Annotated in this window: 12 protein-coding genes and 2 tRNA genes; 12 read left to right on the top strand and 2 right to left on the bottom strand. The window is 71.6% G+C overall.

Annotated features, from left to right (window positions below; translation table 11 throughout):
* Positions 1–470 precede the first annotated feature (470 nt).
* Positions 471–1,604 carry a PP2C family protein-serine/threonine phosphatase gene (locus ACFP3U_RS30935; RefSeq protein WP_380229039.1) on the top strand — a complete coding sequence of 378 codons (1,134 nt, stop codon included), beginning with the start codon at positions 471–473 and terminating at the stop codon, positions 1,602–1,604.
* 528 nt (positions 1,605–2,132) lie between these two features.
* Positions 2,133–2,327 (top strand): hypothetical protein, encoded by a 195-nt coding sequence (locus ACFP3U_RS30930; protein ID WP_380229038.1) that lies wholly within the window; start codon positions 2,133–2,135, stop codon positions 2,325–2,327.
* A gap of 33 nt (positions 2,328–2,360) precedes the next feature.
* On the opposite strand, the gene ACFP3U_RS30925 is transcribed toward ACFP3U_RS30930, so the two are convergent.
* Positions 2,361–3,164 carry a DUF6348 family protein gene (locus ACFP3U_RS30925; protein WP_380229037.1) on the bottom strand — a complete coding sequence of 268 codons (804 nt, stop codon included), beginning with the start codon at positions 3,162–3,164 and terminating at the stop codon, positions 2,361–2,363.
* A gap of 240 nt (positions 3,165–3,404) precedes the next feature.
* Here ACFP3U_RS30925 and ACFP3U_RS30920 point away from each other — a divergent pair, with 240 nt between their 5' ends.
* Positions 3,405–3,944 (top strand): DUF6197 family protein, encoded by a 540-nt coding sequence (locus ACFP3U_RS30920; RefSeq protein ID WP_380229036.1) that lies wholly within the window; start codon positions 3,405–3,407, stop codon positions 3,942–3,944.
* 84 nt (positions 3,945–4,028) lie between these two features.
* On the opposite strand, the gene ACFP3U_RS30915 is transcribed toward ACFP3U_RS30920, so the two are convergent.
* Positions 4,029–4,102, bottom strand: a tRNA-Gly gene (locus ACFP3U_RS30915).
* A gap of 144 nt (positions 4,103–4,246) precedes the next feature.
* Between ACFP3U_RS30915 and ACFP3U_RS30910 the strand changes: the two genes are divergently transcribed.
* The 9 genes from ACFP3U_RS30910 to ACFP3U_RS30870 all read left to right on the top strand — a co-directional run bounded on the left by ACFP3U_RS30910 (position 4,247) and on the right by ACFP3U_RS30870 (position 14,779).
* Positions 4,247–4,320 (top strand) — tRNA-Pro (locus ACFP3U_RS30910).
* 479 nt (positions 4,321–4,799) lie between these two features.
* Positions 4,800–6,197 (top strand): trigger factor, encoded by a 1,398-nt coding sequence (gene tig / locus ACFP3U_RS30905; RefSeq protein ID WP_380229035.1) that lies wholly within the window; start codon positions 4,800–4,802, stop codon positions 6,195–6,197.
* Between the two features lie 345 nt (positions 6,198–6,542).
* Positions 6,543–7,160 carry an ATP-dependent Clp protease proteolytic subunit gene (locus ACFP3U_RS30900; protein ID WP_051770719.1) on the top strand — a complete coding sequence of 206 codons (618 nt, stop codon included), beginning with the start codon at positions 6,543–6,545 and terminating at the stop codon, positions 7,158–7,160.
* Positions 7,161–7,217: 57 nt separating this feature from the next.
* Positions 7,218–7,880: an ATP-dependent Clp protease proteolytic subunit gene (locus ACFP3U_RS30895; protein ID WP_030309674.1), complete on the top strand. Its 663-nt coding sequence runs from the start codon at positions 7,218–7,220 to the stop codon at positions 7,878–7,880.
* 276 nt (positions 7,881–8,156) lie between these two features.
* On the top strand, positions 8,157–9,446 hold the full coding sequence (gene clpX / locus ACFP3U_RS30890) for an ATP-dependent Clp protease ATP-binding subunit ClpX (RefSeq protein WP_350569305.1): 1,290 nt from the start codon (positions 8,157–8,159) through the stop codon (positions 9,444–9,446).
* Positions 9,447–9,576: 130 nt separating this feature from the next.
* Positions 9,577–12,216, top strand: a complete 2,640-nt coding sequence (locus ACFP3U_RS30885; RefSeq protein ID WP_380229034.1) for a valine--tRNA ligase — start codon at positions 9,577–9,579, stop codon at positions 12,214–12,216.
* A 267-nt stretch (positions 12,217–12,483) separates the two neighbouring features.
* Positions 12,484–13,017 carry a hypothetical protein gene (locus tag ACFP3U_RS30880; RefSeq protein WP_380229033.1) on the top strand — a complete coding sequence of 178 codons (534 nt, stop codon included), beginning with the start codon at positions 12,484–12,486 and terminating at the stop codon, positions 13,015–13,017.
* A 62-nt stretch (positions 13,018–13,079) separates the two neighbouring features.
* A complete protein-coding gene (folC, locus tag ACFP3U_RS30875) occupies positions 13,080–14,438 on the top strand; it encodes a bifunctional tetrahydrofolate synthase/dihydrofolate synthase (protein WP_380229041.1) in 1,359 nt (452 codons plus the stop codon).
* 2 nt (positions 14,439–14,440) lie between these two features.
* On the top strand, positions 14,441–14,779 hold the full coding sequence (locus ACFP3U_RS30870; protein WP_380229032.1) for a DUF4233 domain-containing protein: 339 nt from the start codon (positions 14,441–14,443) through the stop codon (positions 14,777–14,779).
* Positions 14,780–14,847: the final 68 nt, after the last annotated feature.

Genomic DNA, 14,847 nt, shown 5'->3' with positions numbered 1-14,847 from the left:
GCCCTGACCGGGTCGCCGCGTTCCGGGCCCGCCGCGCCGCCCGCCTCTCGCCGCACCGCCCGCTCGCCGTCCCGCCCCTCGGCGCGCGCGGGGGCCCCCGGAACCGGCCGTGCGGCAGCTGGACGGCACCTGGACGGCACCTGTGTGATCGCTGTGTGATCGGACACAGCGCGCACCCTGGCGCGCACACCGCCCGAGCGCCCCCGCACGGGGCGCGTGCGCCGCCCGGGCGGTTCGTACGCCCCACGCCCGTACGCCTCCTGACGTCCCGGCCGCCGCCCGCCGCAATCGGCCGAAACCCGCTGACGCGCCCGCGCCAGCACCTCACCGCAGCGGTCACGGGCGTCGACGCCGACCGGGACCGCTGGATATGGTCGGTCCCCATGGCTGGCAGACCGCCGGGCACACCGCCCCAGACGACTGCGACGAGGCCCGGCGCCACCCCGGCGTCCGACCCCGTGACGGCCCGGTTGCGCAAGAGGCTCCGCCGGGTCCGCCGAAGGCTGCGCACGGCCGCCGTCGACTGGTTCCGCGGCGGCGCCGCCGACTGGCCGGTGCTCTGCGCCCTGGCCCTGCTGGTGCCGCTGCTGATCGCCCTCAACGTGTGGTGGCCCGCCTGGGCCCCGCCCACCGCGCTGGTCCTGCCGATCCTGGCGGCCGCCCTGCTGCTGCGCCCGGGCTCGCTGGTGGTGCTGTACGCGCTGGCCGCGCTCGGGCTGTCCGCCGAGTCGGTCATCCACACCGGCCAGCGGGTGGCCAGCGACCATCCCGAGTCCTACACCTACGGGGTCACCCCCGGCGCCGCCCTGGTGGTCGGCGCGGCCGGGGTCGGCGGCCTGCTGCTGGCCCAGTTCCGCAGCCGGGTCGGCGTGCCCTGGTGGGGCGGCTCCACGATGCTCTTCGACCTGCGCGAGCGGCTGCGGGTGCAGAGCCGGCTGCCGGACGGCTGGCACGCCGACATGGCGCTGCGCCCGGCCGGCGGGCAGTCCTTCTCCGGGGACTTCGTGGTCGCCGACCGCACCGGCCCCGGCCGGCGGGTGCTGGAGGTGGTCCTCGCGGACGTCTCCGGCAAGGGCATGGACGCGGGCTCCCGGGCGCTGCTGCTCTCCGGCGCGTTCGGCGGGCTGCTCGGCTCGCTGCCGGCGCACGACTTCCTGCCCGCCGCCAACGGCTATCTGCTGCGGCAGTCCTGGGAGGAGGGCTTCGCGACCGCCGTGCACCTGGTGCTCGACCTGGACACCGGCGAGTACGAGCTGCTCTCGGCCGGCCATCTGCCCGGGATGCAGCGGCTGGCGGGCGCCGGCCGCTGGGAGACCAAGGAGGCGCTGGAGGGCCCGGCGCTCGGCATCTACGACGGCGCCAAGTTCGAGGGCGTGCGGGGTCGGCTGAACCGCGGCGACGTGCTGATGCTGTGCACCGACGGCATGGTCGAGGCGCCCGGCCGGGACCTCTCCGAGGGCATGGACCGGCTGATGGGCGAGGCGGACCGGCTGGTGCCGGGCGGCGGCCCCGGCGGTGTCGGCGGCGCGGCGTCCCGGCTGATCGAGACGGTCGCCCGGGACATCAACGACGACCGCGCGGTCCTGCTGCTCTGGCGTGACTGACCGGCGGCCGCCCGCCGGGCCGTCGGTCCGACCGCCAAGGCCGAGCGGCCCCGTGCGGTGGCACGTGCCAACGGCAGCTGCTGTCAAGTCCCGGAGCTGATCTTCGGCCAATTCCGGCACCCCGGAGGCGGACCGGACCTGCCGGTTCCGGTCCTACCCCCGGTACGTTTCCCGGCCGCTCAGCGCCGCCCCGCCGACAATCCGCCAGGATGTCTCGACTATCCTCCCGGTCGGCGGAAACTCGTCTCGCATCGCAGGATGTCGGCGTTCGACAGACAGTCAGACCTTTACGCAATCGGCATGGTCGACCACACTGAGTCCGGGCGGGACTGCTCAGGATTCGGGGGATGGGGGCGTCAGATGCGGCACGACGGATACCGTGCGGCCGTTCCGGACGTCTTCCCCTCCGGCCTCGACGCGCCGGACGATCTGCTGTTCCGCCTCGGGACCGTCGGACAGGCCGGGGTCCGGCTTCACAGGGGTCGTCAGCCGGTGGCGCCCCGCTATGAAACGAGGAAGTGAGTCCGGGTGGCACTCTCCGTCTCCGCGCTGGTCCTGTTCGGCATCATCTGCTTCATCTTCATCCGCCAGAAGCAGCTGAAGACCGGGCACTTCATCCTGGCCGCCCTGTTCGGCTTCATGCTCAACCAGAGCACGGCCGCCAAGCCGATCCAGGACTTCCTGAGCCAAGTGGCCAAGTCCATCTCCGGCATCGCCAGCTGACCCGGACCGCCGGCCCCTCGCGGCCGGCGCCGGTCAGCGGTCGGCGCGTCTCGCCTGCCGCCACCGGGCGAACAGGCCTCGCGGGCGTGCCGCCGCCGCGGCCGCCGGCCGGGCCGTCACGACTCCGTCGGCCCCGGCCGGCGCGGTCGCCGGTGCCACCGGCTCCCCGTGGGCCGTCAGCAGGACGAACAACCGCGCCCAGCAGAGCCGTTCGCCGCGCGGCCAGTCCAGCGCGCGCAGCGCCGCCGAGGCCGCCTCGCTGACCTCGCCGTCGATCCTGACCTCGGCCACGTCGTCCCCCGCGCGGCCGCCCAGGAACAGCTTCACCCCGTGCGGACGACGCCCGCCCGGCCCGGCCAGCTCCGGCAGCAGAGCCGGCGCCAGCGCCGGAACCACCCGGTTCCCGGCCAGCCAGGCCGCCAGCCGCTCGTTGCCGAACCCGAACACCGCCGCCGGCCCCTGGACGGCGTGCCAGCCGGGCAGTTCGGGGTGGTCGGCGTGGTCGCCGTGCGCGCCGCGGCCCTCCTGGAGCTCCACCATCGCGCTCGCCGTGGTGGTCGCCCACATCCGCACCGCGTTGTCGAGCTTCTCCTCCTCGGTCTTGCCGAGGCCCGCCGTGCAGTCCCACACCACCGGCGCGTCCGCCCGGCCCAACTCCATGACCCAGCCGAGGTCGACGTGCCCGCTGCCCTCGCCGCCCGGGTGCTCGCGGACCGCCACCGCGCTGGTGCCCGGACCGCGCACCACCTCGCCGTCCACGGTGAACACCTGTCCGAGCCGGGCCGTCTCCCGGACCACGCAGCGCTGTATGACGGCCAGTCGGTCCTGCGGGCGCACGGGGACTCCTCCGCTCACGGCTTCGAATCGTCTCGCGCCGCCATCTGTCGAACTGCTCTCGAACGCCGCCGAGGCTATCGGCCCGGAGGCCCCCCGGGAAACCGCTCGCCCGCGCCCGGGCCCGTGCGCCCCCGACCTCGGCGGGTCCGGCGTAGGTGGCCCGTCGCTCCGGTCGCGGAAATGTTCTGAATGCACCACTTTGGGTAGCGGACACCACCGGCACCGCCTGGAGAACCCCGCATGCCCCGCACCGCACCGCAGCCCCCGCCCGCGCCGCTGCTCACCCCGGACGCCTCCGGGCTCGTCGCCGAGATCGAGGCGTACCTGGCCTCGCTGCCCGCCCCGGCGCGCACCCCGGCGCCCTATGTCTGCCCGTTCGGCTCGGTGCTCCGGCCCTGGTACGCCGACCACGCCCCGCCCCGCGCGACCCTGCTCGACCGGGCGCTGCGCCGTCCGGCCCGGCCCGTCCCGGTGACCGCCGCCGAGCACCTCGGCCTCGCCTCCCGCTACATCGCCGCGCACGGCTGGCTGCAGGGGGCGATGTGGGACTCGGCCGGGCGGGTCTGCCTGCTCGGCGCCCAGGCCGCGGTGCTCGCCCACGGCTTCGGCACCCCGGTCACCGTGCGCACCGCCCGGGTCCAGCTGATGGAGGTGCTGCACGCCACCGGCCGCCGGGTGAGCTCCCCGGACGAGTTCAACGACCGGCCCGCCACCCGGCAGGCCGATGTGCACCGGCTGCTGGAAAGGGCCGCCGCCCGCGCGGCCCGGCTCGGACTCTGACGCCCCGGCCGCCCGGTCCGACAGACGGTGCGGTGGAACGCGAACGGCCCCGACGGATGCTCAGCATCCCTCGGGGCCGTTCTGTGGAGCGGGCGACGAGAATCGAACTCGCGTGACTAGTTTGGAAGACTAGGGCTCTACCATTGAGCTACGCCCGCGCGATCCCCCGGCCGTCATCGGACGGAAGGTCGGGAACAGCGTACCTGGTCCGGTCGGTCGCGCGCACACCCGTTCCCGGTGAAGGGCTCGGAATATCTCGCCGATCCGGCAGGGCCCGGCGTGTACGCTTCCTCTCGGCACCACGGGGTGTGGCGCAGTTTGGTAGCGCGTCCGCTTTGGGAGCGGAAGGCCGTCGGTTCGAATCCGGCCACCCCGACAGTGCGCAGGGTCTCGCCCACGGCGGGGCCCTGTTGTCGTTGGTGCCGGACCCGGAAGGGTGCCGGACCCGGAAGGGCGCCGGACCCGGAAGGGCGCCGGACCCGGAAGGGCGCCGGAGACGGAAGTCTGTGCCGCACGCCACACCCCGGGCGGGCGCCCCCTTGGCGGGACCCGCCGACGGATCGCCTCCGGACCGTCGGGAGGCCCCCGGGGAGGCCCCGGACACCCCCCGGCGGCGTCGGCCTGGCGTCGGCCTTTCGTGGTACCGGTAGGATGGGGCGCTGGCGGTAGTCCCTGTGGCGTCCACCCAGGTCAACCGCACGAGGGCGAGGAGTCACGCTCACCGTCCACCCCCCACGGGAGATGCAGCTCCAACCGCCCATCGCCCGTCTCGCCCGACTCGACCGAACCCGGCTCCGGCCGGTCGTCCGGGGAGGGTGTAGGCAACCTGACCGCAAGCCCATAGGAGACCAAACCGTGAAGAGCGCCGTCGAGACTCTGAACCCGACCCGGGTTCGACTCACCGTCGAGGTGCCCTTCGAGGAGCTCAAGCCCAGCCTCGACGCGGCGTACAAGAAGATCAACCAGCAGGTCTCGGTCCCGGGCTTCCGCAAGGGCAAGATCCCGAACCGGGTCATCGACCAGCGTTTCGGTCGTGGCGCCGTGCTGGAGGAGGCCGTCAACGACGCCCTCCCGCGCTTCTACACGCAGGCCGTCGACGAGGGCAAGATCGAGGTCCTCGGCCAGCCCGACATCACCAACATCGAGGGTGTCGAGAAGATCGCCGACGGCGGCGACCTGAAGTTCACCGCCGAGGTGGACGTCCGTCCGGAGATCACCCTTCCGGACTTCTCGACCATCGAGGTCACCGTCGACCCGATCGTGGTCTCCGACGAGGACATCGACAAGTCCCTGGAGCAGCTGCGCGAGCGCTTCTCCTCGGTCAAGGACGTCGAGCGCGCCGCCGCCGCCGGTGACATCGTCGTCGTCGACCTGGAGGCCAAGGTCGACGGCGAGGTGCCGGAGGACGGCACCGCCACCGGTGTCAGCTACGAGATCGGCTCGGGCCGTCTGATCGACGGCATCGACGACGCCGTCGTGGGCCTGGAGGCCGGTGGCACCGCCACCTTCTCCACCGAGCTCAAGGGCGGCACCCAGGCCGGCAAGACCTCCGAGGTCACCGTCACGGTCACCGCCGTCCAGGAGAAGGAGCTGCCGGAGCTGGACGACGAGTTCGCCCAGCTGGCCAGCGAGTTCGACACCCTGGAGGACCTGAAGGCCGACTCCCGCAAGCGCCTGGAGCGCATGAAGGAGTACGACCAGGCCACCCAGGCCCAGGAGAAGGTGCTGGACGCGCTGCTCGGCCTGGTCGAGATCGAGTTCCCGGAGAAGCTCCTCAAGGACGAGATCGAGACCCGCAAGCACAACCTCGAGCACCACCAGCTGGAGCCCATGGGCCTCACCCTGCCGGCCTACCTGGAGACCCAGGGCAAGTCGGAGGAGGAGTACCTCGCGGAGACCGAGGAGCAGGCGAAGAAGGGCATCAAGACCCAGTTCGTCCTGGACCAGATCGTCGCCGACGAGGAGCTCAACGTCTCCCAGGAGGAGCTGACCGAGCACCTCATCCGCCGCGCCGCCGGCTCGGGCCTCACCCCGGACCAGTTCGCGCAGCAGGTCGTCCAGGGTGGCCAGGTGCCGCTGCTGGTCGGCGAGGTCGCCCGCGGCAAGGCGCTGGCCACCGTGGTCGAGGCCGCCAAGGTCGTCGACACCGAGGGCAACGAGATCAACTTCGACGACGACGAGGCCGACGAGTCGGCCGAGACCGTCGAGGCCCCGGCCGCCGAGGCCGAGGCCGAGGAGAAGACCGAGGCCTGATCGCCGCGGTCGCCTCACCAGCTCTGAGGCACGACAGTGGGCCCGGACGCCGTCAGGCGTCCGGGCCCGCCGTGTTCCCGCGCCGTGTTCCCGCGCCGTGTTCCCGCGCCGTGTTTCCGGGGCGCCCGCCGTGTTCCCGGGCCCGGTGCCGTCGCGGGCCGTGAACCCTGCGCTCACAGCGAACAGTTCTGCGTGAGGGATTCTGCGGCCCGGCCTGCGCGTTAGGGTCCATGGACAGCAACAATCACGACGTGATACCCGGAAGCTGTGCGACACCGTGACGGCCGTGGAGCGACCGTCCAAATCGACTGAGCAGGTGGCTAAGTGACGTACCCGCAGATGCAGATGCCCGGCCCGATGGCGCCGCACGCCGCCTCTGGTGACGTGCTGGGCGGCCTCGGCGACCAGGTCTACAACCGGCTGCTCAACGAGCGGATCATCTTCCTCGGCCAGCAGGTCGACGACGACATCGCGAACAAGATCACCGCTCAGCTGCTGCTGCTGGCCGCGGACCCGGACAAGGACATCTTCCTCTACATCAACTCCCCGGGCGGCTCGATCTCGGCCGGCATGGCGATCTACGACACCATGCAGTACATCAAGAACGACGTCGTCACGATCGCGATGGGCATGGCGGCCTCGATGGGCCAGTTCCTGCTGACCGCCGGCGCCAAGGGCAAGCGCTTCTCGCTCCCGAACGCCAACATCCTCATGCACCAGCCGTCCGCCGGTCTGGGCGGTTCGGCCACCGACATCCGCATCCAGGCCGAGCAGCTGCTCCGCACCAAGAAGCGGATGTCCGAGCTGATCGCCTTCCACAGCGGCCAGTCCTTCGAGCAGATCACCCAGGACTCCGACCGCGACCGCTGGTTCACGCCGGAGGAGGCCCTGGAGTACGGCCTGATCGACGCGATCATGCACAGTGCCGCGGACGTTCCCGGCGGCGGCGGCACCGGCGCCTGAGCCCCGCCCCGGGCCCACGAGACCACAGCCACAACGCTCCGGAGGACCAGAACACCCATGAACATCCCCAGCCTGTCGGCCGCCAAGGCCCGCGTCGAGGACATGCGCGCGGAGGGCCGCTACATCGTCCCGCGCTTCGTCGAGCGCACCTCGCAGGGCATCCGTGAGTACGACCCGTACGCCAAGCTGTTCGAGGAGCGCATCATCTTCCTCGGCTCCCAGGTGGACGACGTGTCGGCCAACGACATCATGGCGCAGCTGCTGTGCCTGGAGTCGATGGACCCGGACCGCGAGATCCAGATGTACATCAACTCGCCCGGCGGCTCCTTCACGGCGCTGACGGCGATCTACGACACCATGCAGTACGTCAAGCCGGACATCACCACCGTCTGCATGGGCCAGGCGGCCTCGGCGGCGGCCGTGCTGCTCGCGGCCGGCACCCCCGGCAAGCGGATGGCGCTGCCGAACGCCCGCATCCTGATCCACCAGCCGTACACCGAGACCGGCCGCGGCCAGGTCTCCGACCTGGAGATCCAGGCCCGGGAGATCTTCCGGATGCGCGAGCAGCTGGAGGAGATGCTGTCGAAGCACTCCAACCGCAACGTCGAGCAGGTCCGCGACGACATCGAGCGCGACAAGATCCTCACGGCCGAGGAGGCCGTCGAGTACGGCCTGGTCGACCTGGTCATCTCGACCCGCAAGGCCTCGCTGACCTCCTGAGGCCGGCACCCCCGCGGTCCGTCCCAGGACCAGGGGGAGCGGGGCGGGGCGCGCGACCGGCTCGCGCGCCCCGCCCTGTGCACACCGGCGGCTGCTCCGACGGCATCTGTTCGGTATCAATTCGCCCAGGGCGTAGGGCAGACCCGACGAAGAGGGCGGAATCGGCGGCTCGGCAGAGTACCGTCGGATAGCGAGACCGATCGCCGTCGGCGTCGACGGTCCACAGCACCAGGCCCCGGAAACCCCGCGGGGCCCCTGGCGAAGGGGAAGCACCTCGTGGCACGCATCGGAGACGGTGGCGACCTGCTCAAGTGCTCGTTCTGCGGCAAGTCGCAGAAGCAGGTGAAGAAGCTGATCGCCGGCCCAGGCGTGTACATCTGCGACGAGTGCATCGACCTGTGCAACGAGATCATCGAGGAGGAGCTCGCCGAGACCTCCGAGGTGCGTTTCGAGGAGCTCCCGAAGCCCCGCGAGATCTACGAGTTCCTGGACCAGTACGTGGTCGGCCAGGACCTCGCCAAGAAGGCGCTGTCGGTGGCGGTCTACAACCACTACAAGCGGGTGCAGGCCGGAGAGGCCGGCCGCAGCGGCGGGAACGGCCGCGAGGACGCCATCGAGCTGGCGAAGTCCAACATCCTGCTGCTCGGTCCGACCGGCTCCGGCAAGACGCTGCTCGCGCAGACCCTGGCCCGGATGCTGAACGTGCCGTTCGCGATCGCCGACGCCACGGCGCTGACCGAGGCCGGCTACGTCGGCGAGGACGTCGAGAACATCCTGCTCAAGCTGATCCAGGCGGCCGACTACGACGTCAAGAAGGCCGAGACCGGGATCATCTACATCGACGAGATCGACAAGGTCGCGCGCAAGAGCGAGAACCCGTCGATCACCCGGGACGTCTCCGGCGAGGGCGTGCAGCAGGCGCTGCTGAAGATCCTGGAGGGCACCACCGCCTCGGTGCCGCCGCAGGGGGGCCGCAAGCACCCGCACCAGGAGTTCATCCAGATCGACACCACCAACGTGCTGTTCATCGTGGGCGGCGCGTTCGCGGGCCTGGAGCGGATCATCGAGGGCCGGGCGGGTGCCAAGGGCATCGGCTTCGGCGCGAACATCCGCTCGAAGCGGGAGCTGGACGCCAGCGACCACTTCCGCCAGGTGATGCCCGAGGACCTGGTCAAGTTCGGCATGATCCCCGAGTTCATCGGCCGCCTGCCGGTGATCACCAGCGTCCACAACCTGGACCGCGAGGCGCTCCTGCAGATCCTCACCGAGCCGAAGAACGCGCTGGTCAAGCAGTACCGCAAGCTCTTCGAACTGGACGGCGTGGAGCTGGAGTTCTCCCGGGACGCGCTGGAGGCCATCGCCGACCAGGCGATCCTGCGGGGCACCGGCGCGCGCGGTCTGCGGGCCATCATGGAGGAGGTGCTGATGTCCGTGATGTACGAGGTGCCCTCGCGTCAGGACGTCGCCCGCGTGGTGGTGACGGGGGACGTCGTCTCCAAGCACGCCATCCCGACCCTGGTGCCGCGCGACATGATCAAGCGGGAGCGGCGCGACAAGAGCGCCTGAGCCCCATCGGCACGAGGGCCCCGGTACCGCCTCCGCGGCGGCACCGGGGCCCTCGTCGTCCGGCCGCCCGGTGCCCCGGCGGGTGAAAGGCGTTCGTAACCGGGCTCCCGGGGTACGTAAACTGTCCGTCGTGACCGACACCACGAACCAGCGCCCCGCGAACACACCCGCCGGGGACGACGCAGCCACCCTCCCGACGACCTACGCTCCGGCGGACGTAGAGGGCGAGCTGTACGAGCGCTGGGTAGAGCGCGGTTACTTCACCGCCGACGCCAAGAGCGACAAGCCCCCGTACACCATCGTCATCCCCCCGCCGAACGTCACCGGCTCGCTGCACCTGGGCCACGCCTTCGAGCACACGCTGATCGACGCCCTGGTCCGCCGCAAGCGGATGCAGGGGTACGAGGCGCTGTGGCAGCCCGGTATGGACCACGCCGGCATCGCCACCCAGAACGTCGTCGAGCGCGAGCTCGCCAAGGAGGGCAAGTCCCGCCACGACCTGGGCCGCGAGGCGTTCGTCGAGCGGGTCTGGCAGTGGAAGGCGGAGTCCGGCGGCCAGATCTCCGGCCAGATGCGCCGGCTCGGCGACGGCGTCGACTGGTCGCGCGAGCGCTTCACCATGGACGAGGGCCTCTCGCAGGCCGTCCAGACCATCTTCAAGAAGCTCTTCGACGACGAGCTGATCTACCGCGCCGAGCGGATCATCAACTGGTGCCCGCGCTGCCTGACCGCCATCTCGGACATCGAGGTGGAGTACCAGGACGACGACGGCGAGCTGGTCTCGATCCGCTACGGCGAGGGCGAGAACGCCATCGTCGTCGCCACCACCCGCGCCGAGACGATGCTCGGTGACACCGCGGTCGCCGTCCACCCGGAGGACGAGCGCTACCGCCACCTGGTCGGCACCGAGATCGAGCTGCCGCTGACCGGCCGCCGGATCCCGATCGTCGCCGACGAGCACGTCGACCCGGAGTTCGGCACCGGCGCCGTCAAGGTGACCCCGGCGCACGACCCGAACGACTTCGAGATCGGCCAGCGCCACGGCCTGCCGAACATCGCGGTGATGGACGAGCACGCGGTGATCACCGCACACGGCCCGTTCCTGGGCCTGGACCGGCTGGAGGCCCGCTCGGCGATCGTCGCCGCGCTGCGCGCCGAGGGCCGGATCGTCGCGGAGAAGCGCCCGTACGTCCACTCGGTGGGCCACTGCTCGCGCTGCAAGACCACCATCGAGCCGCGGCTGTCGATGCAGTGGTGGGTCAAGGTCGGCCCGCTGGCCCAGGCGGCCGGCGACGCCGTCCGGGACGGCCGGGTCAAGATCCACCCGCAGGAGATGGAGAAGCGCTACTTCGACTGGGTGGACAACCTGCACGACTGGTGCATCTCGCGCCAGCTGTGGTGGGGCCACCGGATCCCGGTCTGGTACGGCCCGAACGGCGAGATCGTCTGCGTCGGCCCGGACGAGCAGCCGCCGACCGGCGAGGGCTGGCACCAGGACACCGACGTCCTCGACACCTGGTTCTCCTCCGGCCTGTGGCCGTTCTCCACGCTCGGCTGGCCGGAGCGGACCGAGAGCCTGGCGAAGTTCTACCCGAACTCCGTCCTGGTCACCGGCTACGACATCCTGTTCTTCTGGGTCGCCCGGATGATGATGTTCGGGCTCTACGCGATGGACGGCACCCCGCCGTTCCACACCATCGCGCTGCACGGCATGGTCCGGGACCAGAACGGCAAGAAGATGTCGAAGTCCTTCGGCAACGTGGTCAACCCGCTGGACTGGATGGACAAGTACGGCTCGGACGCGCTGCGGTTCACGCTGGCCCGCGGCGCCAACCCCGGCGTCGACGTCCCGATCGGCGAGGACTGGGTCCAGGCGGCCCGCAACTTCGCCAACAAGATCTGGAACGCGACCCGGTTCGCGCTGATGAACGGCGCCACCGTCGAGGGCCCGCTGCCCGCGGCGGAGGAGCTGACGGCGGCCGACCGCTGGATCCTGTCGCGGCTGAACAGCACGGTCGCCGAGGTGGACGCGCTCTACGACGACTACCAGTTCTCCAAGCTATCCGAGGCGCTCTACCACTTCGCCTGGGACGAGGTCTTCGACTGGTACGTGGAGCTCTCCAAGACCACCCTGGCCAAGGGCGGCCCGCAGGCCGACGCCGCGCGCCGGGTGCTCGGCGAGGTCCTCGACGTCACGCTGCGGCTGCTCCACCCGATCGTGCCGTTCGTCACCGAGACGCTGTGGACCACGCTGACCGGGGCCGAGTCGGTCGTCATCGCCGACTGGCCGCAGGACAGCGGGTTCCGTGACGCCGCCGCCGAGGCGGAGATCGCCACGCTGCAGCGGGTGGTCACCGAGGTGCGCCGGTTCCGCACCGACCAGGGCCTGAAGCCGGGCCAGAAGGTCCCGGCCCGCCTGGACCTGGCCGGCACCGTGCTCGCCGTCCACGAGGACGCGATCCGCTCGCTGCTGCGCCTGACCGTGCCGGAGGAGGGCTTCGCGGCCACCGCCTCGCTGCCGGTCGCCGGTGCCACCGTGGCGCTCGACCTGTCCGGCACGATCGACGTCGGGGCCGAGCGCAAGCGCCTGGCCAAGGACCTCGCGGCGGCCGAGAAGGAGAAGGCCCAGACCGCCGCCAAGCTCGGCAACGAGGCGTTCCTCGCCAAGGCGCCGGACGACGTGGTCGCCAAGATCCGGACCCGCCAGGAGGCCGCCGAGGCCGACATCGCCCGGATCACCGCCCAGCTGGCGGCGCTGCCGCAGGGCTGACCCGCCGACGGTTCCACCGGAGCCGCACCCCGCCGAGCCGGGGTGCGGCTCCTCCGTTTTTCCGGACGTCGGGTAATCGGTCGGGTCATCAGGCCTCCCAATAGCCCAATCCGTTGCTCCCTTCCGGCGAATATTCATCCTGGACCGGGTGAGGTCCTATTCCGCTCGAATTCATTCAGGTCTTGCCCGCGCGAGTTCGCGGAACTTTGCAGGTCGGATGTGTACGGTGTGCTTCGAGTTCCGGAAAGTCAGGAGCGACGGGAGGGCATGGGCGTGGTGGTGACCCAGGTGTTGGCCGACGAACTGCCTGCCGAGGCCGTCGAGGAGGCCAAAGCGCGGGCGGCGACCCTGCTGCTCGCCTTCCGGCACGGCAACCAGCTCGCGTTCGACGACGCGTTGGACCGGCTGCTGGCGGAGCACGTCGAGCGCGAGGTGACCACGCTGCTCACCTGGATCGCCGCCGAGGCGGTCCGCAAGGCCTACGCGCCCGAGGTCGGCGACCGGGTGCTGCGGTCGATGGCCCGGCGCGCCCCGCGCGACACCGGCGCGGTGCTCGTCGACGAGGACGGCGCGGACGCGGCCCGGCTGATCGAGGCCGTCGCGGCCGGCGAGGTGGCGGAGGTCCGCGGCCTGGTCGCCGCCACCCCCGACACCACCTTCCTGCTCGGCGGGCTGCTCCAGGGCGTGGCGATGATGCTGCCGCTGCTGCCGGAGGGCGAGCTGGCCGAGATCACCGCCGAACTGCGCCGCCGGCACGGCGGCACCCCCACGGGCGTCCCGGAGGCCAGGTCCGGAGCCTGAACCCCGCCCGGGCTCCGTAGACTGTGCTCGTGAGCGACAAGGCCGACCCGAACCCGTACACCATCCGCCCCGCCGACGGCGCCACCGGCGACGCCCTGCACGACGTCGAGGTGGAACTCTCCGAGCGCTGGCCGGAGAACAAGCTGGAGCCCTCGCTCGACCGGATCGAGGCCCTGATGGACATCCTGGGCCAGCCCCAGCGGTCCTTCCCCTCCATCCACGTCACCGGAACCAACGGCAAGACCTCCACCGCCCGGATGATCGAGCAGCTGCTCGGCGCCTTCGAGCTGCGCACCGGCCGCTACACCAGCCCGCACGTGGAGAGCGTCACCGAGCGGATCAGCCTGGACGGCGCCCCGATCAGCGCCGAGCGGTTCGTCGAGGTCTACCGCGACATCGAGCCCTACGTGCGGATGGTCGACGAGCGCGAGCCCGTCGCGATGTCCTTCTTCGAGGTGCTCACCGGCATGGCCTACGCGGCCTTCGCCGACGCGCCGGTGGACGTCGCCGTCGTCGAGGTCGGCATGGGCGGCTCCTGGGACGCCACCAACGTCATCGACGCCGGGGTCGCCGTGATCACCCCGATCGGCCTGGACCACACCGACAAGCTCGGCGGGACCACCGGCGAGATCGCCGTCGAGAAGTCCGGGATCATCAAGGCCGGCGCCGTCGCCGTCGTCGCCCAGCAGCAGCTCGACGCCGCCCAGACCATCCTGCGGCGCGCCGTCGAGGTGGACGCCACGGTCGCCCGCGAGGGCATGGAGTTCGGCGTGATCCGCCGCGAGCTCGCGATCGGCGGCCAGCTGGTGACGCTGCGCGGGATCGGCGGCGAGGAGTACGAGGACGTCTTCCTGCCGCTGCACGGCGAGCACCAGGCGCAGAACGCGGCCCTCGCCCTGGCCGCCGTCGAGGCGTTCTTCGGGGTCGGCGGCGCCCGCGGCGGGCAGCTCGACGTCGACAAGGTCCGCCAGGCGTTCTCCGGCGTCAGCTCCCCGGGCCGGCTGGAGGTCGTCCGGCGCAGCCCCACGATCCTCCTGGACGCCGCCCACAACCCGCACGGCGCCCGCGCCGCCGTCGCCGCGATCGGCGAGTCCTTCGGCTTCACCCGGCTGGTCGGCGTGATCGGCACCAGCGGCGACAAGGACGTGGCCGGCCTGCTGGAGGCCTTCGAGCCGCTCCTCGCCGAGGTCGTGATCACCCAGAACTCCACCCACCGGGCGATGGACGTGGACGCGCTGGCCGCGCTCGCGGTCGACATCTTCGGCGAGGACCGCGTCCAGGTCGAGCCCCGCCTCGACGACGCCATCACCGCCGCCGTCACCCTGGCCGAGGAGGAGGGCGACCTCGGCGGCGCCGGGGTGCTGGTCACCGGATCGGTCATCACGGTGGGCGAGGCCCGCCTGCTGCTCGGGAGGAAGTGACGATGAGGACGCTCTGCTCCTCGACGCTGATCGGCGAGGCCCTCGTGGTGCTCTTCGCGGCCCTGGTCGCGATGCAGCTCTCCGACGTGTCCACCGGCGCCCTGTGGACGGTCAGCGGCATCGCCATGGTGCTGTGCGTCCTGCTCTGCGGCATGATCACCCGCCCCGGCGCGGTGGCCGTCGGCTGGGCCCTGCAGCTCGGGCTGATCGCCAGCGGCCTCGTCGTGCCGACCATGTTCGTGCTCGGCGTGATCTTCGCCGGCCTCTGGTGGTGCTCGGTGCACTACGGCCGGAAGATCGACGAGATCAAGGCCGCCCGGGCCGCCGCCGCGGCCGTCTGAGACCGCCCCGGACGGGGTCCGGGGCGGGGTCCGGGGCGTTCGCTCACGCAAGGTAACCTCTGCGGTAG

The sequence above is a fragment of the Kitasatospora misakiensis genome (assembly GCF_042656005.1).
Lineage (GTDB): Bacteria > Actinomycetota > Actinomycetes > Streptomycetales > Streptomycetaceae > Kitasatospora > Kitasatospora misakiensis.
Note: the sequence above shows the minus strand (reverse complement) of the source record. Positions and strands in the feature narration are given on the sequence as shown.